Below are 19123 nucleotides of genomic sequence, written 5' to 3'. Positions count from 1 at the left end.
TGGTCCCATGTCGCACGACCTCCGGAGCGCCGAACCACGGATCCCGCCACCGCCGCGACGGACTCCCTCGCCGCCATTGTCCGCGCGCCGGGCCAAGATCGCCTCCCCCTGAGGCCACCGGCGGGAGGAAGGCCGTGGCGGGGGCGTCGGTGCCGTGGCCAGGGCCCGGGTCCGGGGTTTCGGCATTGCCCGGGTCACTTGGCCCGCCCGGGTCACCGCGTGCTCGGGCGGGCCGGTTCCACCGCGGTCCCGGACTCGTGGCCGCCGCGGGCGCCGAGGGCGAACTCGCGGGCGTAGGCGCCCGCGTCGGTGGTGGCGCGCACCCGGGCGGCGATGCGTTCCACATCGCTCCGCTCCGCGGGCGGGTGCGGGGCCCCGGCCCGCTCCCTGGTCGCCGCCGCCGTCCCGAGCAGGCGCGCGGCCCGTTCCGGGTCCCCGGCCAGGGCGTACGCGCCCGCCAGGCCTTCGAGTGCCAGGGCGGTCGCGCGGGGATCCTTGGTCGTCGCGGCAGCCGCGAGGCCGTCCTCGTGGTACGCGAGAGCGCGGTCCGCGTCGCCACGTCGTTCGGCGATGAAGCCCAGCTCGGCCAGGACCAGTGCGAGGCCCGGCGCGTCGTCGCGCCGGCGGTTCCAGGCGAGCCAGGGCCGCAGCCACTCCTCGGCGGCGTCGAGCCGGCCCTGTCGCCGGGCGCTCAGCGCGAGGCCCAGCGCGGCATACTGCTCGACCGGCTGATTGCCCTGTTCCACCGCGAGCCGCAGGGCACGCGTATGCAGATCGTCGGCCTCCTCGTAGCGCTGTCCGAGCAGGGCGATCCTGCCGAGGCCGGACAGCTTCGCCGACACCTCGGGCCACATCTCCAGGGTCTGGGCCATCCGCAGGCTCTCGCGGTGGAGCCGGGCCGCCAGGTCGTAGTCACCGTTGATCTCGGCCAGCCTGCCGAGCACATCGGTCGTCTTCAACCTGCCCCAGAGATCCCCCAGTTCGGCGAACCGGGCGCGGGCGTCCTCGGCGTCGCCGCGCAGCGCCTCCAGCTCGCCGCGTGCCAGGGCGAAGCCGGCGCGGGTGGTGAGCGCGGCGGCGGTGCCCCACGCATCGCGCAGCGCACGGAAGCGGACCAGGACGCGCTCGACCCGCCGCTCGCCGTCGACCAGCGCACCCACCGCCCACTGCGCGTGCGCCAGGAACCACTCGGCCCTGGCCGACTCCACCGTGGACCCGGCCGCGTACGTGCCCAGGACCTCGCACTCCCTGTCGTGCTCGCCCAGCAGCAGACGGATGCCCGCGTGCCACAGCGCCGCCTCCAGACGCTCCTCGGGCCCGGCCGGGCCGGGCGTGTCCATGGCCGTCGCCAGCGCCCTGCGGGCCTCGCCCAGCCGGCCGCGTACGAACCAGTACCAGGTCAGGGAGTTGACCAGGCGCAGCGCGTCCCGCGCGGCCCCCGCCCGGTCGGCCTCGCGCAAGGCGCGCTGCACATTGGTCGCCTCCAGGTCCAGGTACTGGAACCAGCGGGACTGCTCGCGCCGGTGCAGCTGCGGCCGGGCCCGCTCGGCGAGCCGGACGTAGTGGCGCAGATGCCGGGTCGCGGTCCGCGGACCCTCGGCGGACTCGGCGAGCCTGGCACGCGCGTAGACCGCGACGGACTCCAGCAGCCGGTAGCGCGGACCGCTCGGGGTTTCCGTCCGCACCGCGAAGGAGCGCTCCACGAGCACGCTCAGCGCGTCGAGGACGTCGGCGCGGGACACACCGTCACCGGAGCACACGTCCTCGGCGGCCTCCAGTCCGCAGCCCTCGCCGAAGACCGATAGTCGCCGCAGGACCGTCTGTTCCCTGGGGTCGAGCAGGCCCCAGCTCCAGTCGAGCGTGGCCTGGAGCGTCCGGTGCCGCGAAGGGGCGTCCCGGTAGCCGCTGTTGAGGAGCTTGAAGCGGTCGTCGAGCCGGTCGTGCAGTTCCCTGATGCCCAGGGACCTGACCCGGGTGGCGGCCAGCTCCAGGGCCAGCGGGATGCCGTCGAGACGCCGGCACACGTCCGCGACGAGCGGGGCGGTGGTCGCGTCGAGCACGAACCCTGGGTCCGTGGCGACGGTCCGCTCCACGAAGAGACGTACGGCGCCCGCGCCGGCCAGCGCGTCGAGTCCCGGCCGGTCCACCGGGGGCAGGGACAGCGGGGCCACCGGGTACAGCGTCTCGTCCCTGGTCCGCAGCGGCTCCTGGCTGGTCGCCAGGATGTGCAACCGCGGTGCTCTGCTCAGCAGTTGGCTGGTCAGCCGCGCGACGGCCTCCACGACGTGCTCGCAGTTGTCCAGCACGAGGAGCAGCCGCCGGGCGGCCAGCGCGGCGGCGAGGCGGTCCGTGGGGCCCTTGCGGTCGTCGTCCGAGGCGTTCTCCCGGATCGCGAGCGCCGCCATGATCTTCTCGGCCAGCGACTGCACGCTCGCGAACCGCTCCAGCCCCCCGATGTCCGCGAGTTCCACCAGCCGGACGCCGTCGGCGAACGCGCCGGCCAGATCCTCGGCCGTGGCCTGGGCGAGACGGGTCTTGCCGACGCCTCCGGGGCCGGTGAGCGTCACCAGACGGCGCCGCAGCAGCAGCGTCCGGATCGATCGCACCTCCTGGTCACGGCCCACCAGGGGCGAGGCCGACACCGTCGGTGCCGGCCGGACCGGCGGGCTCACGGCCGACGCGACGGGCGGGTCGGGCCTGGCCAGTTCCGGGTCGTGCCGCAGCACCGCGCGCTGGAGGGCCCGCAGGGCCGGGCCGGGCGTCAGCCCCAGCTCCTCGTCGAGGCGGCGGCGCAGATCGGTGAAGCAGTCGAGCGCGTCGGACGAGCGCCCCGCCTGGTACAGCGCCCGCATCAGCGCGCCCCGCAGCCCCTCACGCAACGGGTACTTCTCCACCAGCCCGGTCAGCTCACCGATCAGCGGGCTGTGCTCGCCCAACTCCAGCCGGGCCTCGGCGTGTTCCTCCACCGCCGTCAGCCGCTCCTCCTCCAGGCTCGCCGCCGACGGCCGTACACACGGCTGGTCCGCGAACTCGCCGAAGGCGGGACCACGCCACAGCGCCAACGCCTCGGTGTACATCGCCGCCCGCGCCCGGGGCTCCTCGGCGGCACGGGCCTCGGCGACCAGGGCGCGAAACCGCCCGGCGTCCAGCGCGGCGGCCGGGACGTCCAGGACATAGCCCGGCGCCCGGTGCGCCACCAGCTCACGGCCGCCCCGCTCCGCGTCCTCCAGGGCACGCCGCAGCTGGGACACCTTGGCCTGCAGCGACGCCGTGGGCCGGGCGGTGAACGTCGAGCCGCCCCACAGGTCGTCGATGAGCCGGTCCACCGGCACGAGCCGCCCGCGATGGGCGAGCAGATCGGCGAGGAGCATACGAACCTTGACTTCGGGGACCCGCACCACGCGCCCCTCGTCCGTGCACACCTCCAGTGGCCCCAGCACCCCGAACTTCATGATCTCAGCGTAACTGGCCGCCGCGCGGAGTGATCGGCGACGAAGGGGCCTGGCCAACCGGTCCGACGCCTGTCCGACGCCCGTCCGAAGCGGACCCGAAGCGGACCCGAAGCGGACCCGAAGCAGCTCCGAAGAGGCACGCGACAGGCTTCCCGAGCAACGCGGTTCGGCGCGGCGTGGCGCGGAAGCCGGCGGCGCGGCGCCGCTACCCGTACCGCTACGCGCACCGCTTGTCCCACCGCTTCGTACTGGAGGAATTGATTCATGCGTGACAACCACACATCGGTGTCGGTGTCGGTGTCGGTGATCGGCCTGGGCCTCATGGGGCAGGCACTGGCCAAGGCCTTCCTGACGGCGGGTCACACCACCACCGTGTGGAACCGCTCGGCGGACAAGGCCGACCGGCTGGTCGCCGACGGCGCCGCCCTGGCCGCCACCCCGGCCGACGCCGTGGCCGCGAGCGACCTCGTGGTCGTCTGTGTGTCGACGTACGACGTGGTGCACGACGTGATCGGCTCGCTCGGTGACGCACTGCGCGGCAAGACCGTCGTCAACCTGACCTCGGGCTCCTCCGAGCAGGCCCGGCGGACCGCCGCGTGGGCGGAGAAGCACGGCGTGCGGTACCTCGACGGAGCCATCATGATCACCCCGCCCGGAATCGGCGCCGACACCTCCGTCCTCTTCTACGCCGGCGACCGGACGGTCTTCGACACCTACGAGCCCGTGCTGAAGCCGCTCGGCGGCGGCACCACCTACCTCGGCACCGACCACGGCAAGCCCGCCCTGTTCGACGTGTCGCTGCTCGGCCTGATGTGGGGCGCCCTGAACAGCTTCCTGCACGGTGTCGCCGTCGTGGAGACCGGCGGTGTCAAGGCGGGGGACTTCCTGCCCTGGGCGCACATGTGGCTCGACGCCATCAAGATGTTCACGGCCGACTACGCCGCGCAGATCGACGCGGGCGACGAGAGGTTCCCCGCCGACGACGCCACCCTGGAGACGCACCTCGGCGCGCTCAGGCACCTCGTCGAGGAGAGCGAGGCGCTCGGCGTCGACACCGAACTGCCCAGGTACTCCGAGGCGTTGATGGAGAGCGTCATCGCCCGGGGCTACGGCGGGAACAGCTACGCGAGCGTCGTCAAGGCATTCCGCCGCCCGGCCCGGTGACCGGGTTCGGATGACCCTCTGACACAGGGCCGGTTCCGACGCTCCCGTCGGAACCGGCCCTTCGAGTTCCGTCGGTCCGGGTTCCGTCGGTTCGGGTTCCGTCAGTCCGAGTCGAGTGCCGCCGACGCCGTCGCCCGTGCGTCGGCGGCCCGTTGGTCCGCGACGATGCCCGGCAGTTGCTCGTGGATCGCGTCGATCAGATCGCAGACTGGACGCTGGTATATCCGGTGCTGCTCACCGCCAAGCCCGCCTCGGGCACCGCCCGAGCCGTGGACCTGGCCGCGCTCGACCGGCTGCCGGGCCCGCCCAGGATCTCCCGGGCCGATGTCGCCGCGTTCCTGCTCGAAGCGGCCGTGAACGGCTCCTGGTCCCGGCGCACGGCGGTCCTCACCGCCGGCTGACCGGCCCATTCCCCCTCACCGTCCCTCGCGCTGTCCCTCGCTGTCCCTCGTGGAGGTCATCGCCGTCACCGGCCCCGAGGCCCTGGCGGGTTACCTGAGGGCACGCGCCATCTCTGACACGCACACACGCACACCCGTACCCCCGTCCACGGCACGCGGGTGCACAGCGCGCACGTACAAGTGAGGAAGCACATGAGGAACCACCGGACGAACCGCCGCCGGACCACGATCGTGGCCGCCGCCACCGCCACGGCCGCCGCCACCGTCGCCCTGGGAACGCCCGCCGTCGCGACGACGGCCTGGCCGACGAACTCACGACCGTGGTCACGCTCGTCAACAACGCGCGCGCCAGGGCCGGTTGCGGCGCTGTGACGGTGAACGAGAAGCTCACCAAGGCCGCCCAGGACCACAGCAGGGACATGGCCGACCACCGGAAGGACACAGGACTTCGGCACGGCCCGCAGCTGACCGTGCCGTCCGGCCCCACCCGCGACCCGTCCCTTCCGCCGTCAGTCCGTGAGGGTGGTCGGGATACGGAGCCTCACCTCGTAGCCGCCGTCGCGGGTGGGGCCGGACTCGAACGTTCCATGGAGAAGCTCGGTGCGTTCCCGAAGCCCGACGAGTCCCTGACGGGACCCGGGCAGGGGCAGGGACGGGCGGGTGGCACGCGTGTTCGTCACCGTCACCCCGAAGGCGTCGTCGGCATGCCACAGCCGCACGGTCGCGCGGGCGCCCGGCGCGTGCTTACGGGCGTTGGTGAGGGCTTCCTGGACGGTGCGGTAGAGCGCGCGCTGCGCGGGCGTGCCGATGTCCTGCGGGAGATCCCCGGTCAGCTCGGTGTCGATACCGCTCGTCGTGACCAGCTTGTGGAGGTCGGCGAGCGTGGGCTGGGGGGTGAGTTCGGTGGCCCGGCCGCCGGAGGCGCGGAGCAGGGTGACCATGTGCCGCAGCTCGTCGAGCGTGTCGACGCTCAGGGTGCGGATGGTGCGGGCGCCCTCTCTGAAGTCCGGGTCCCTGGCGGCGACCTGGAGGGCGCCGGCCTGCACGGCGATCAGACTGACCTGATGGGAGACGACGTCATGCATCTCCCGGGCGAGCTGCGCGCGTTCACGGGCGAGGGCGGCCTGCGAGTGCAGCAGCCGCTCGTGTTCCCGCGCCTCCTCGATCTCGACCAGCCGACTCGCCAAGTCCCGCCTCGCCTGCACCAGTTGGCCCAGCAGGACGGGTGCGGCGGCGGTGGCGAGCGTGTAGAAGAAATAGACCACGGTCCAGGTGCGGTCGTGCGGGGACAGGTCGGCCGGCGGCCAGGGGGCGGCGGAGGCCGCCGCGAACAGCACGGCGCACACGATGAGCAGCCGGCGGTCGCGGGACCGTTCGGACAGGGTGAACAGCGCCGCGAACGGGGCGAAGACGATGTCCAGCATCAGGCTGGCGGGAAGGGTGAGCAGGAACACCGGGAGCGGGAAACGCCGCCGTGCGACGAGCGCCGTACAGGCCAGCGCGGCCATCGCCTGGGAGAGGGGGCCGTCGCGGTCCAGGCTGATCAGGACGTCCGCGACCGCGACCGCGACGACCACGGCGTCGATGACCGGCTCGGGGATCCGCTCCCACCAGGCTCTCGCCGCGGTCATCGCCCGGACCCCGGGCGCTGCGACCCGCCGTCGAGCAGCCCGGCCCGCCGCGCGAGCAGCGCGGCCTGGACCCTGCTGCCGACCCGCAGCTTGGTGAGGATCGCGCTCACATGATCCTTGACGGTGCCCGCGCTGAGATGGATGCGGCTGCCGATGTCGGCGTTGGACAGCCCCTCCGCGACCAGGGCGAGCACCTCGCGCTCGCGGTCGGTGAGCCGCCCCACGCGAGCGGCCTCCTCGTCGACGGTCGTCGCGGCACCGGGGTGGCTCTGCCAGACGGCCCGGGACGCCTTCGGTGACATCACCACCCCGCCTGCCGCCAACGTCCGTACCAACGGGGCCAGTTGCTCGGGCTCGGTGTCCTTGAGCAGAAAGCCGGCCGCGCCGGAACGCAGCGCGGTCAGGACGTACTCGTCGGCGTCGAACGTGGTCAGCATCGCCACCACCGGCGGTTCGGGCAGCGCCCGCACCTCCCGCAGCACGGTGAGACCGTCGACGTCCGGCATCCGGATGTCGAGCAGCACGATGTCGGGAGCCTCACGCTTCACCATGTCGACGGCCTCGGCGCCCGTCGCGGTCGCGACGACCTCGATGTCGTCGGCCGTACTCAGGATCAGCCTGAACCCGGAGCGCACCAACGCCTCGTCGTCCACCACCATGACCCGGATCACTCGCGCCCCGCCTCGCCGTCGCCGCCCGTACGGCTCCGGCCGCACGTCGATGTCGATTGTCACCGCTCCGACCGTAGATCGGGACAAGCCGTGCGAGGCGGGGTGGCGGAACGTTCCCGCCGGTCGGGGGGAGGGTTCCAGCCGGGCGGGGGGAGCCTCGCGACGGTCCCGTCCGGTGCCGACCGGGCCGACGGGCCTCCGCGCCTCTCGCGCGGCGCCGGCGACCCGCCCGTCCTCGGTGGGACGTCTGATCGGCGTGCACGCCCCCGCAGCCCCCCGCGCGGCGGCGTGCGGGGCCGTCCCGTCCGCGCTCACCCGCGCGGATGGATTCCTGCGTCCGGTGAGGGCAACGCCGCCCCATTTGACCGCCCATATGTGCGAACGGCGGAAAAGCTGTCGCACATGCTCACACCTCATGCGCGACCGTCACGACGGTACGGCGGACGCCGCCGCGTGTTCTCGCCGACGGCCCGGGCCGGGACCGTCGCGGCGACCGTCCTGGCACTCGTTCTGACCTTCCCCGGCACCGCGGTCGCCGCCCCGGGCGACCTTGATCCCGCCTTCGGCGGCGACGGCAGGGTGCTCACCGGTATCGCCGACGACGATCGCGCGGGCGACGTGGCGGTGCAGCCCGACGGAAAGATCGTCTCCGTCGGCTCCTCCGCCGACTACTCGGTGACGGAGAGCCATTTCGCACTGACCCGCCACCACGCCGACGGCACCCCGGACACCACCTTCGGCGGCGACGGCACGGTGACCACCCCCATCAACAACATGGACCCCGACCTCCAGTGGAGCGAGGCCAACGCCCTGGCGCTGCAACCCGACGGCAAGATCGTCGTGGTGGGCACCAGCTGGCGGGGATGGGAGAACTGCTGCTGGTTCACGGTGGCCCGCTACACCGCCGACGGCACCCTGGACCCGGAGTTCGGCGGCGGCGACGGCAGGGTGTTCACCGACTTCGGGGGCCCGGACGAGGCCCGGGACGTGGCGGTGCAGCCCGACGGCAGGATCGTCGCCGCCGGCAGCTCCGGCGGCCGGGTCGCGCTGGCCCGGTACAACGCCGACGGCTCCCCGGACACGAGCTTCGGCGGCGGCGACGGCCAGGTGAGCGACGACCCGGCGCCGGGGCTGCCGGAGGAGGGCGGCGACGGGCGCGCCCTGGCGCTCCAGCCCGACGGCAGGATCGTCGTCGGGGGTCAGGTCGGCGCGACCCGCTTCGACTTCGTCGTCCTCCGCTACCAGGCCAACGGCACCCTGGACACCAGCTTCGGCGGCGACGGCATCGAACGCACCGACTTCGGCGCGTACGAGTCCGTGGAGGGACTCGCGGTACAGCCCGACGGCAGGATCGTCGCCGCCGGCGGCAGCAGCGGCAGGTTCGCCCTGGCCCGCTACCTCCCCAGCGGCACCCTCGACACGGGCTTCGACGGCGACGGCAGGGTGCTCACCCCCGGCGGTGAAGCCGCGGACGTTGTTCTCCAGCCGGGCGACGGCCGGATCGTGGTCGCCGGAAGCAACGGCCCCGGCGGCGATTTCGCCGTCCTGCGCCACAACCCGGGCGGCGGTCAGGACACCGGCTTCGGCACCGCGGGCGTCGCGACCGCGGACTTCGGCGGCGGCGACGCGGCCCGTGGCGTGGCCCTCCAGCCCGACGGCGGGATCGTCGCCGCCGGCGGGGGCGGACCGGACAACGACTTCGCCCTGGCCCGCTTCGAGGGCGGCGGCCCGCCGCCACCGACCGGCGTGGACCTGACGGTGACGAAGTCCGGCCCCACCACGGTCAGCATCGGTGACCGGCCCACCTACACGGTGTCGGTGACCAACAACAGCACCACGACCCCCGCCACCGGTGTCTCCCTGTCCGACACGCTCAGCGGCGTCGCCGTCTCCGTCGTCTCCGCGACCACCGGCTCGGGCACCTGCACCACCACCGCCACCGGCGCGAACTGCTCCCTGGGCACCCTCGCCCCCGGAGCCACGGCCACGGTGACGGTCGCGGCCGAGCCCCGCGCCACCGGCACCCTCACCGACCGGGCCACGGTCGGTGCCACCCAGACCGACCCGAACCCCGGTGACAACACCGCCACGGCGACCACCGCGGTCAACAACGCCCGCGGCTGCACCCGCGTCGGCACCAGCGGCAACGACTCCCTCACCGGCACCTTCGGCAACGACGTGATCTGCGCCCTCGGCGGCGACGACACCGTCAACGCGGGCTCCGGCAATGACACCGTCCACGGCGGCCACGGCAACGACCGCCTCGACGGCGCCTCCGGCAACGACACCCTCACCGCGGGCCCCGGCAACGACACCCTGATCGGCAACAGCGGCACCGACAACCTCAACACCGTCGACAACATCCCCGGCAACGACACCGCCAACGGCGGCCTCAACACAGACACCTGCACCACAGACCCGGGCGACACCCGAATCAGCTGCCCCTGACCCACCGCCCCCACCCACCGAACCGGGCCCCGCACACCGACACGCGGGGCCCGCACCTTCGAGACGGGTAGACAAGCCCGTGTGATCCCAGCAGCGAGAGTCTTCTTCGAAGAAGTCAGTTCTGCCTGTGCCGCGACGGCCGACGCCCTGGGTCTGACCGGCCCGCACGAGACCGAGCGAGTCATGCCGGTGGCCGCCTACAAGGGTGACGGTGTCTCATACCGGGTCCGGCTCGATGACACGGAAGGCAGCGTGGAGTGCGGAGTCATGGTCGAGACGGACACCGGCATGCTCACCACGGACATCGAGACACTGGCCCTCGCCGTCCGCGCCGTCGACCGGCGCGGAGCTGTCTCGTACAGCGCCCGCAACGTGGAGCAACTGCGGAAGTCCTTGCTGGGCCAAGCCGAGTACGTCCGTCTCGTGCACCCCTTCCTCACCGGCGGTGACCCGGAGGGTGTTCTGCGGCGGGCCGGTGCCCGTGAGTGGCGCAAGGACGACGGGTCATGACGGGGGCGGCTCAGCGAAGCGGCTCAGCAAAACCGATGGACATCCGGCGCCGCACCGCTCTAACCTCCCCACGTTCCAGGTCCCTACGTCCCGACGGGGTGCATTTGATGACGGTTCAGGCAATGTCGGTCGGCTGCGGCCGATCGTCCTTCGTGAACGCCATGACCGCATCGAATCCAAGGAATCCCACCTGTGGACCTTCCACGTTTCATCACCATCCAAGAGAGCAGTCACCGCATCCACAACCCGATCACCGGTGACAAGCTCGCCACGCTGGGCCGGGCGCTGAACCTGGCGCCCGGGACGCGGGTGCTCGATCTCGCGTGCGGGTCAGGTGAGTTGCTGATCACCTGGGCCCGTGACCACGGCATCACCGGGACCGGCGTGGACATCAGTACGGTGTTCACCGCGAGGGCCCGCGCCCGCGCCGCCGAACTCGGGGTGGCCGATCGGGTCGACTTCGTCCACGGCGATGCCGCCGGCCATGTCAGCGAGGAGCCGGTCGATGTCGCCGCGTGCGTCGGCGCCACCTGGATCGGCGGCGGTGTGGCCGGCACGGTCGAACTGCTCGGCCGCAGCCTCCGTCCCGGCGGACTGATGCTGATCGGCGAGCCGTTCTGGCGTCGGGAACCACCGAACCAGGAGACCCTCGAAGCCTGTCATGCCGACACCAGGGACGAGTACGGGCTGCTCCCCGAGCTGATCGAGCGGTTCGCCGGCCTCGGCTACGACCTCGTGGAAATGGTGCTGGCCGACCAGGACAGCTGGGACCGGTACCGCGCGGCTCAGTGGTTCAACCTCCGCCACTGGCTGGACCGGAACCCCGATGACGAACTGGCCGCGCGGGTGCGGACCGAACTCGCCACGGCACCCGCCCGCTACGCACGCTACGAGCGCGAGTACCTCGGCTGGGGAGTCTTCGCCCTGATGGGCCGCTGACGGCCCCTCGGCACGGGTCCGGGCGGCGGTACGTCGCCCGGACCCGTACCGCCCGTCGTCCGGCGCGTCGCCGCCCCGCTACTCGCCGATGTGGCGCTCGATCCAGTCGGCGGCGGTACGGCGGAAGAGCCTGCGGCTGTCGGCGCGCAGGAAGTCGTGGCCCTCGTCGCGCAGCATCAGCAGTTCGGCCTCCAGCCCGCGCTCACGGGCCGCGCGCACGAACTGCTCGGATTCGCCGAGCGGCACATTGGTGTCGTGTTCGCCGTGGACCGCGAGGAGCGGCACCCGCAGTGCGTCGACGCGGGTCATCGGGGAGAGGGCGTGCAGCAGTTCACGGTCGTGTTCCGGGTGCCCGTACTTGTGCGCGGCCGATTCCGCGATCCACGGCTCGGTGCCGGCGTAGAAGGTCGCGAAGTCCGACATGCCGCAGGCCGCGACGCCGGTACGGAAGAGGTCCGGGTGCCGGACGAGCGAGGCCATCACCAGATAGCCCCCGTACGAGCGGCCCATGACCGCCAGCCGCCGCGGATCGGCGAGACCGGTCACGACGACATGGGCCGCGCAGTCGGCGACGTCCTCGATCGCTGCGAACCGTCCCGTGCCCAGGTCGGCGTCGACGAACGACCGGCCGTGGCCCGAGGAGCCGCGTACGTCCGGCGCGAAGACATCGACATTGCGGCCCAGCACCTCGTGATAGAGCGGGTTGAACACCGGACGCTCCTGCTCCTCCGGCCCGCCGTGCAGATGGATCACGCACGGCGCGGGTTCCCCGGCCCCCCGGCCCGGCGCCCGGTAGTACCAGCCGCCCAGCGGCAGCCCGTCGCGCGCCGTCAGCCGCAGCGGTACGGGACGTACGGGTGGCCGGCCGGGCGGGACGGCGTCCTCGTCGCGGGACGACCACCGGGTCCGACGACCGGTGCCCTCCGCGAACCACCACACACCGGGGCGGCGTTGCGAGCCGGACAGCGCCAGCACCAGCCCCGCCCGGCCGCCGACCCACGGGATACGGGTGACGACCTCGTGCGGCAGCGCGACCACCCGCGCCGGGCCCACCCGAGCGTCCCCGTCGGCCGCCGCCGTGACGGCGGTGACCTCCAGCTCACTGGCCCCGCGCACGTTCCAGGCCAGGGCCGCCGTACGCCCGTCATGGCCGAGCGCCAGCAGTTCCAGTCCGCAGTCCTCGCGCTCGGCGGCGACGGTCAGCCCCAGCCGCTCCCCTCCGGGACCGAGGCGGACGGCGTACAGCGCGGCGAACTCGCGTGCCGCGTCGCTGCGCAGCCACAGCGTCGTACCGTCCGGGGAGAACCGGCCGATCCACGGATCGCCGTCGGCGACCCGCAGCGCGAAGGTGGTCCGCAGGTCGGTGGTGCGTACGACGAGCGCTTCGCGGCGCCCGCGTGGCCCCCGGCGCAGCAGTGCCAGCCGTCCGTCCCGGCTGATGTCGCACACGCGCAGCGTGGCGGCCCCGCGTTCGACGGCGAGCAGGGCGGGCGCCGCGATGCCCAGGGGGTCGACGAGATAGGCGGCCAGTCCTCCGCCGGCCGTCCTCTCCGGGACGGCCTCGCCGGTTTCGCCGAGGTGCGTACCAGGGACCCGCGCGTCACGGATCGGTTCGTCGTCCGTGCGAACGGATCGAGCGCGGGCCCGGCCCGTCCCGCCGTCATCCCCCGCCTCGCCCTCACTCCCTACTGAGTCTTCCGCACCCTTCGACCCTTCCGCCCCCTCCGCGCTCTCCCCGACCTCCGCGTCCTCCACACCCCCCGGGACCCGGGTGGCGGGACCCGCGTCCCCGTAGTGCGGCCCGCCCAGCAGCACGGCGCGGCCGTCGCGCGAGGCCCAGCCCGCCGGGCGGCGGGCCGTGTACGAGCGGGGGTCCGCGAGGCCCGGTTCCGCATGGGCGGGCCCCTCCTCGGTCTCGGCCCCGCCGGGCGCCGGAACCGGCGACGGGACCGGCTCGGCGACGGTGACGGCGACGGCCGACCCGTCGTGCTGCCAGCAGCCCAGATACGCGGAGCTGCCGGGCTCGGCACCGGCGAGGACACGGCGCCCGGTCCCGTCCGGGCGTACGCACAGCACCCTGGTGTGTTCGCCGCCGCCGGGGGCGGTGGTGTAGGCGATCCAGCGGCCGTCGGGCGACCAGGCCACCTCCTTGACCGGGTGGGGATCGGAGTCCAGCAGATGGACCTCGTGTCCGCCGACCGGTCCGGTCCACAGCTGTGGGACCCCGCCCCGGTCGCAGATGAACGCGACGAACCGGCCGCTCGGATCCACCGACGGATACCAGCAGCCATGGGCCCGCAGCGGCTGCGGTGTGTCCGGCGGCCCGGCGGTGTCGGGCAGCGGGACCGGCGCCGGAGCCCTGGAGGCCGAGGCCAAGGCCGAGGCCCCGGACACCGGCGCCGGACCGATGGCCGAACCCGCCGGCCCGTCGGCCGCCTCGACCGTCACCGACGAGCCGGCGCCGTGCTCCTCGGACCGCCACGGCACCCCGTCGACCCCGTCGACTCCGACGACGCCGTCCTCGTCGGCAGGGGCATGGAAGACGGAGCCCGCGAGCGGGGGCGGCGCCGTCGCCGGGTGCGGGGGAGGGGTCTCCCGCGCCCCGGTCAGCTGATTCCGTGCGTTTGCAGCCATATCTCCAGCAAAGCTACTTGCCACAGCTCGTTCGCCCCACGCCTGGTGCGGTGCTCGTCCGGTGCCGACAGCAGCCGGGTGACGTACGCGTCCCGGAAGACGCCGCGTGCCCTGGCCTCGGGCGCCGACAGGGCCTCACGGACCCGCCCCAGCACGGGACCCGCCATGTGCGTGACGGCGGGGACCGGGAAGTAGCCCTTCGGCCGGTCGACGACCTCGGCGGGCAGGACCCGGCGGCCCGCCGCCTTGAGGACACCCTTGCCGCCGTCGGCGAGCTTCAGCTCCGGCGGACAGGCGGCGGCCAGCTCCACGACCTCGTGGTCGAGGAACGGGACGCGGGCCTCCAGCCCCCAGTCCATGGTCATGTTGTCGACGCGCTTGACCGGGTCGTCGACGAGCATCACATGGGTGTCGAGCCGCAGCGCCGCGTCGAGCGCGGTCTCGGCACCCGGGTGCGCCATGTGCTCCCGTACGAAGCGCCCGGACACGTCGTGCTCGGGCAGCAGATGGGGCTGCACGATCCCGGTGAGGTCGGTGTGCGGCCGGTCGAAGTACGTCTCGGCGTACGCCTCGGGAGCCCGCTCCCTCGGGACGGCGGCCATGTCCGGGTACCAGTGGTAGCCGGCGAACACCTCGTCGGCGCCCTGACCGCTCTGGACGACCTTCACCTCCTTCGCGACCTGCTCCGCCAGCAGATGGAAGGCCACCACGTCATGGCTGATCATCGGCTCGCTCATCGCCTCGATCGCCGCGTCCAGCGCCGTCGACACCCGGTCCGAGGGCACCATCAGCTGGTGGTGCTCCGTGCCGAAGTGCCGGGAGACCAGATCGGAGTAGTGGAACTCGTCGCCCTCCTGGCCGCCCTCGGACTCGAAGCCCACGCTGAACGTCGCGAGATCCCGCTGCCCCTCGTCGGCCAGCAGCGCCACGATCAAGCTGGAGTCGAGACCGCCCGACAGCAGTACGCCCACGGGCACGTCGGCGACCATGCGCCGGCGTACAGCGGTGCGCAGCGCGTCCAGGACCGCCTCCGCCCAGTCGTCCGCGCCCAGCCGCGCGTCCTCGGGCCGACGGGTGTACGACGGCTGCCAGTAGCGGATGTCGTGGTGGCGGCCGTCCGGCTCCACGACGCGCACGGTGGCCGCGGGCAGCCTGCGTACCCCGGTGAGGATGGTGCGGGGCGCGGCCACGGTGGCGTGCCAGCTCAGGTACTGGTGCAGCGCGACCGGGTCGAGCGAGGTGTCGATGCCGCCGCCCGCCAGCAGGGCCGGCAGCGAGGAGGCGAAGCGCAGCCGCCCCGGTGCCTGCGCCAGATACAGGGGCTTGATGCCCAGCCGGTCGCGGGCCAGGACGAGGCGTCCGGTGGTCTGCTCGGCGATGGCGAAGGCGAACATGCCGTAGAAGTGGTCGACGCAGGCGGTGCCCCACTGCTGGTAGGCCTTGAGCACGACCTCGGTGTCGGAGCCGGAGAAGAAGCGGTGCCCGAGACCGCGCAGCTCCTCACGCAGCTCCTTGTAGTTGTAGATGCACCCGTTGAAGACACCGGCGATCCGCCCCGAGGGGTCGGCCATGGGCTGGGCTCCGCACTCGGACAGGTCGATGATCTTCAGCCGGCGGTGGCCCAGCGCGACGGAGCCCTGCGACCACAGGCCTCTGCCGTCCGGTCCCCGGGGAGCGAGCCGGTCGGTCATGCGCTCGACGGCCGCCAGGTCGGGCCGTCCGCCGTCGCACCTGATCTCTCCGCTGAGACCGCACATCAGGCCGCACCCCCTCGCAGAGGGCGGCTGCCGGCCGTGCTCGGAGGCGGAGCCGTGAGCGGGCACGGGTCGGTCGGACGCGTATCCGCGCCGGTATTGCTGCCGGTATTGCTGTCGGTATTGCTGCTGGGCATGAGAGCCACTCTCCTCGTCCACAGGTGCACCGGCATCACGGGTGGACGGCGACTGGTCCGTCCGGGTTCCCCGCGTCGTGCCGCCCCGGCGCGGGCGACGGCCGGTGCCTGCCCTTCCGCCGCCCGCGCGCGGGTGTCAGCCGCCGACGGATTCCACCGAGTACGGTGCCGAAGCCCCCGGAGATGCGGCACCGGACGCCGCGACGGGCCGGCGTACGGCCCCGGGAGCGGACCCGCGCCGGGGGCCCTGCCGGTGGCCGCCACGGGTCTCGGCGACCACCGTCTCGACGCAGGCGGCCAGGCCCTCCTCCCCGGCGATTCCGCGCAGGCGGCCGGCCACGCTGCCCCTGGCCAGTGCTTCTTCCAGGAGGACGCGTACGGTGTCCCAGTCGCCGAGGGCCTCCAGCGCCGGGCGCAGCCGGCGGAGCATGTCGCGCAGGACGGCGGGGGCGGGCGCGGCGAGCCGGGTGACCGGATCGACCAGGGTGCCCTCCAGACCGGCCTGCGCCGCCCTCCAGGCCGCGGGCCGGAACCATTCGTGCCGGCCGTCGCAGACCTGGCCCCGCTCCAGCCGGACCCGCTCGTCCTCGACCAGGGCGCGGAACAGCCCGGTGACGAGAACGACCGTCTCGATGCGCGGACAGGCGTCGCAGACGCGCAGCTCCAGGGTCCGCTGGTGATCGCACGGCCGGACGTCGTAGTAGACCATCTTCGAGTCCTTGATCACGCCGGAGCGGATCAGACCCTCGACGGCGGCGTCGTACTCGGCGGCCCCCGCGAAGCAGCCGACCGGCCCGGCGGTGGGCCAGCGCTGCCACAGCATCGTGCGCCAGCTCGCGTAACCCGTGTCCGCGCCGAGCCAGAACGGCGAGCTGGCGGACAGGGCCAGCAGCGGGGGCAGCCACGGCGAGACGGCGCACATGAGCCGTACGGCCGTGTCCCGGTCGGGTACGTCGACATGGACCTGCGCGCTGCACACGAGGTGCTCGTCGGAGACCCGCCGGTACTCCTCGGCCATGGACCGGTAACGGCGATCGGGGGTGGTGTCACCCGGCGTCAGCCGCGCGAACGGCACGGTCCCGGCCGCGACTACGGCCAGCCCGAGCCCGGAGGCCGCGGCGCTCAGTCGCCGCCGGGCCCCGGACAGATCGGCGTGCAGGGACTCCAGCGAGGCGTGCACCGAGCTGTTCCACTCCACCGCCGAGCGCTGCAGCTCGGGCTTGAACTCGGATCCGCGCAGCCGGCCGAGGACCGCACCGGCTCCTGGGACCAGCCGCCCGCTCTCCGCGTCCAGCACATGGAACTCTTCCTCTACGCCAACACGAACGGTCACGGCCTCTCCCTCATCCGTACCCGAGTCGCCCGCCGGGCCGGAGACCGGCCGACGAGTGGTGCGCACTGCGAGTTCCCCGCAAATCGGGAAGTAAGCCACATTTTGTTCCGGGTGAGGTGATCGGCATCGCGGCGGGCGTCAACGAAGCCGATCTCCGTGGGACACGTGGCCGGACACGCCGCGTGGTCCGCCTCGGCCGTCGTCCGCGGATCTTGGGGTTTCCTGCTGGTGTCGGACAGGCGGCGTGCGGGCCCGATGTCCGAGGAACAAGTGGTACGAGACACACACGCAGCGTGAGTGGGGAGACAGATGCGCGTTCCGATGACGATCGCCGATTTCCTGGACCGGGCCGAACAGGGGTTCGCCGACAGTCCCGGCGTGATCGACGAGCCGAGCCAGCCGGCGGCTCCCGTCCCGCCGTCGACGTACGGGCGGCTGGGCGAGCGGGTGCGGGCCTGGCAGGCGGGGCTGGACGCGCTGGGCGTGGGTGAGGGCGAGCGCGTGGCGGTGGTCAGCCACAACTCGGCACGGCTGCTCGAACTGCTGTTCGCGGTGCCGATGAGCGGGCGGATCTGTGTACCGGTCAACTTCCGGCTGAAGACGGACGAGATCGAGTACGTGGTACGGCAGAGCGGCGCCTCGGTGCTGCTGGTCGATCCCGACGTGGGCGACACGGTCGCCGGCGTCGAGGCGGCCCACCGGTTCACGCTGGGGGAGCAGACGGAGACCGAGCTGATGCGGTTCGGGGTCGAGCCACGGCCCTGGTCGAAACCGGACGAGGACGCCACCGCGACGATCAACTACACGTCGGGAACGACGGCCCGTCCCAAGGGAGTTCAGCTCACGCACCGCAACATCTGGGTGAACGGCCTGACCTTCGGACTGCACACGCGGGCCTGGGAGCGGGACGTGTATCTGCACACGTTGCCGATGTTCCACTGCAACGGCTGGGGGATGCCGTTCGTGATGGCCGGGCTCGGCGCCAAGCAGGTCGTGCTGCGCAAGGCGGACGGGGCCGAGATCCTGCGCCGGGTGGACGAACACGGCGTGACGCTGATGTGCGGCGCGCCGACGGTGTGGAACGCGGTCCTCGACGCGGCGGCGGGCTGGGAAGGCCCGGTACCGGGGCGCGACCGGGTACGGATCGTGTGCGCGGGAGCGCCGCCGCCGAGCCGGACGATCCAGCGGGTGGAGGAGGAACTGGGCTGGGAGTTCACCCAGATCTACGGTCTGACGGAGACCTCCCCGCTCCTGACGTTCAACCGCGCGCGGCCCGAGGACGCCGCTCTGCCGGGCGAGGAGCGGGCGCGGAAGCTGTCGCGGGCGGGTCTGCCGGCGCTCGGGGTGAAGCTCGAAGTGGCGGACTCCGGTGAGGTGTTGGCCCGCTCGAACGTGGTCCTCGACGGCTACTGGGAGAAGCCCGAGGAGACGGCGGCCGTACTGGAGGACGGTTGGTTCCACACGGGCGACGGCGGGACCGTCGACCCCCGGGACGGACATCTGACGATCTCGGACCGGAAGAAGGACGTCATCATCACCGGTGGCGAGAACGTGTCGTCGATCGAGGTGGAGGACACGATCTTCAGCCACCCCGGGGTCGCCGAGGTCGCCGTCATCGGGGTGCCGGACACCAAGTGGGGCGAGACCATCAAGGCGCTGATCGTCCGGGCCGGGGGAGCTGCGGTGAGCGAGGCCGAGATCATCGCGCACTGCAAGGAGCGGATGGCGGGCTACAAGGCCCCGACGAGCGTGGAGTTCCGGGACGCCATTCCGAGGACGGCGACCGGAAAGATCCAGAAGTTCAAACTGCGGGAGCCGTACTGGGCCGGGCACGGCCGGGACGTCAACTGAGCGGCGCCCGACCCGACCACCGGCCCGGGGTGACGCCCCGGTCGGCGGTCGCCCCGGCGGCGCGAGGCATGTCCGGGAAGCGGGCCGGGGCCGCCTCGGATTGACGGATTCACCTCCACCCGGGCAGGGCAGTGACCGGGTAATGTCATGAGCACGACCACCCATGAGTACGACTACCCCTTTCCCCCACAAGGAGGT

12 protein-coding genes and 1 pseudogene are annotated in these 19123 nt (G+C 72.9%); 7 read left to right on the top strand and 6 right to left on the bottom strand.

The window, feature by feature from the left end:
- Nucleotides 1–212: 212 nt before the first annotated feature.
- Nucleotides 213–3452: an AfsR/SARP family transcriptional regulator gene (locus tag ABT147_RS01955; protein WP_351401670.1), complete on the bottom strand. Its 3240-nt coding sequence runs from the start codon at nt 3450–3452 to the stop codon at nt 213–215.
- A 264-nt stretch (nt 3453–3716) separates the two neighbouring features.
- Between ABT147_RS01955 and ABT147_RS01950 the strand changes: the two genes are divergently transcribed.
- The 3 genes and pseudogenes from ABT147_RS01950 to ABT147_RS47275 form a co-directional block, all read left to right on the top strand.
- Nucleotides 3717–4616: an NAD(P)-dependent oxidoreductase gene (locus ABT147_RS01950; RefSeq protein ID WP_351401668.1), complete on the top strand. Its 900-nt coding sequence runs from the start codon at nt 3717–3719 to the stop codon at nt 4614–4616.
- Nucleotides 4617–4798: 182 nt separating this feature from the next.
- Nucleotides 4799–5017 (top strand): NAD(P)-dependent oxidoreductase, encoded by a 219-nt coding sequence (locus ABT147_RS01945; protein WP_351401666.1) that lies wholly within the window; start codon nt 4799–4801, stop codon nt 5015–5017.
- A gap of 320 nt (nt 5018–5337) precedes the next feature.
- Nucleotides 5338–5439: pseudogene (locus ABT147_RS47275) on the top strand (CAP domain-containing protein); the annotation flags it as partial.
- Nucleotides 5440–5526: 87 nt separating this feature from the next.
- Here ABT147_RS47275 and ABT147_RS01935 read toward each other — a convergent pair.
- Nucleotides 5527–6648, bottom strand: coding sequence for a sensor histidine kinase (locus tag ABT147_RS01935; RefSeq protein WP_351401665.1), 1122 nt, complete (start codon nt 6646–6648; stop codon nt 5527–5529).
- Nucleotides 6645–7307: a response regulator gene (locus tag ABT147_RS01930; RefSeq protein WP_351401951.1), complete on the bottom strand. Its 663-nt coding sequence runs from the start codon at nt 7305–7307 to the stop codon at nt 6645–6647. The genes ABT147_RS01935 and ABT147_RS01930 overlap by 4 nt, the downstream gene beginning before the upstream one ends.
- 465 nt (nt 7308–7772) lie before the next feature.
- Between ABT147_RS01930 and ABT147_RS01925 the strand changes: the two genes are divergently transcribed.
- The 3 genes from ABT147_RS01925 to ABT147_RS01915 all read left to right on the top strand — a co-directional run bounded on the left by ABT147_RS01925 (nt 7773) and on the right by ABT147_RS01915 (nt 11216).
- Nucleotides 7773–9767: a calcium-binding protein gene (locus ABT147_RS01925; protein ID WP_351401663.1), complete on the top strand. Its 1995-nt coding sequence runs from the start codon at nt 7773–7775 to the stop codon at nt 9765–9767.
- Between the two features lie 81 nt (nt 9768–9848).
- Nucleotides 9849–10277: a hypothetical protein gene (locus ABT147_RS01920; RefSeq protein ID WP_351401661.1), complete on the top strand. Its 429-nt coding sequence runs from the start codon at nt 9849–9851 to the stop codon at nt 10275–10277.
- A 192-nt stretch (nt 10278–10469) separates the two neighbouring features.
- Nucleotides 10470–11216, top strand: coding sequence for an SAM-dependent methyltransferase (locus ABT147_RS01915; protein WP_351401659.1), 747 nt, complete (start codon nt 10470–10472; stop codon nt 11214–11216).
- 78 nt (nt 11217–11294) lie between these two features.
- On the opposite strand, the gene ABT147_RS01910 is transcribed toward ABT147_RS01915, so the two are convergent.
- The 3 genes from ABT147_RS01910 to ABT147_RS01900 all read right to left on the bottom strand — a co-directional run bounded on the left by ABT147_RS01910 (nt 11295) and on the right by ABT147_RS01900 (nt 17074).
- Nucleotides 11295–13850 (bottom strand): S9 family peptidase, encoded by a 2556-nt coding sequence (locus ABT147_RS01910; RefSeq protein WP_351401657.1) that lies wholly within the window; start codon nt 13848–13850, stop codon nt 11295–11297.
- The gene (locus tag ABT147_RS01905; RefSeq protein WP_351401655.1) at nt 13823–15607 is read right to left on the bottom strand and encodes an N-acetylglutaminylglutamine amidotransferase; all 1785 of its coding nucleotides are present in this window, start codon (nt 15605–15607) and stop codon (nt 13823–13825) included. The genes ABT147_RS01910 and ABT147_RS01905 overlap by 28 nt, the downstream gene beginning before the upstream one ends.
- A 270-nt stretch (nt 15608–15877) precedes the next feature.
- Nucleotides 15878–17074: a carboxylate-amine ligase gene (locus tag ABT147_RS01900; protein ID WP_351401653.1), complete on the bottom strand. Its 1197-nt coding sequence runs from the start codon at nt 17072–17074 to the stop codon at nt 15878–15880.
- A 309-nt stretch (nt 17075–17383) separates the two neighbouring features.
- On the opposite strand from ABT147_RS01900, the gene ABT147_RS01895 reads away from it, so the two are divergent.
- The gene (locus ABT147_RS01895) at nt 17384–18925 is read left to right on the top strand and encodes an AMP-binding protein (RefSeq protein ID WP_351401651.1); all 1542 of its coding nucleotides are present in this window, start codon (nt 17384–17386) and stop codon (nt 18923–18925) included.
- Nucleotides 18926–19123: the final 198 nt, after the last annotated feature.

This window comes from Streptomyces sp. NPDC001868 (assembly GCF_040297125.1).
Lineage (GTDB): Bacteria > Actinomycetota > Actinomycetes > Streptomycetales > Streptomycetaceae > Streptomyces.
The sequence above is the reverse complement of the archived record's forward strand: the minus strand, read 5'-3'. Positions and strand labels throughout refer to the sequence as shown.

What these genes read in the sequence shown, in the direction of transcription:
- ABT147_RS01955 (WP_351401670.1), bottom strand. Translation starts at nt 3,452, where the DNA reads ATGAAGTTCGGGGTGCTGGGGCCACTGGAGGTGTGCACGGACGAGGGG.
- ABT147_RS01950 (WP_351401668.1), top strand. Translation starts at nt 3,717, where the DNA reads ATGCGTGACAACCACACATCGGTGTCGGTGTCGGTGTCGGTGATCGGC.
- ABT147_RS01935 (WP_351401665.1), bottom strand. Translation starts at nt 6,648, where the DNA reads ATGACCGCGGCGAGAGCCTGGTGGGAGCGGATCCCCGAGCCGGTCATC.
- ABT147_RS01930 (WP_351401951.1), bottom strand. Translation starts at nt 7,307, where the DNA reads ATGGTGGTGGACGACGAGGCGTTGGTGCGCTCCGGGTTCAGGCTGATC.
- ABT147_RS01910 (WP_351401657.1), bottom strand. Translation starts at nt 13,850, where the DNA reads ATGGCTGCAAACGCACGGAATCAGCTGACCGGGGCGCGGGAGACCCCT.
- ABT147_RS01905 (WP_351401655.1), bottom strand. Translation starts at nt 15,607, where the DNA reads ATGTGCGGTCTCAGCGGAGAGATCAGGTGCGACGGCGGACGGCCCGAC.
- ABT147_RS01895 (WP_351401651.1), top strand. Translation starts at nt 17,384, where the DNA reads ATGCGCGTTCCGATGACGATCGCCGATTTCCTGGACCGGGCCGAACAG.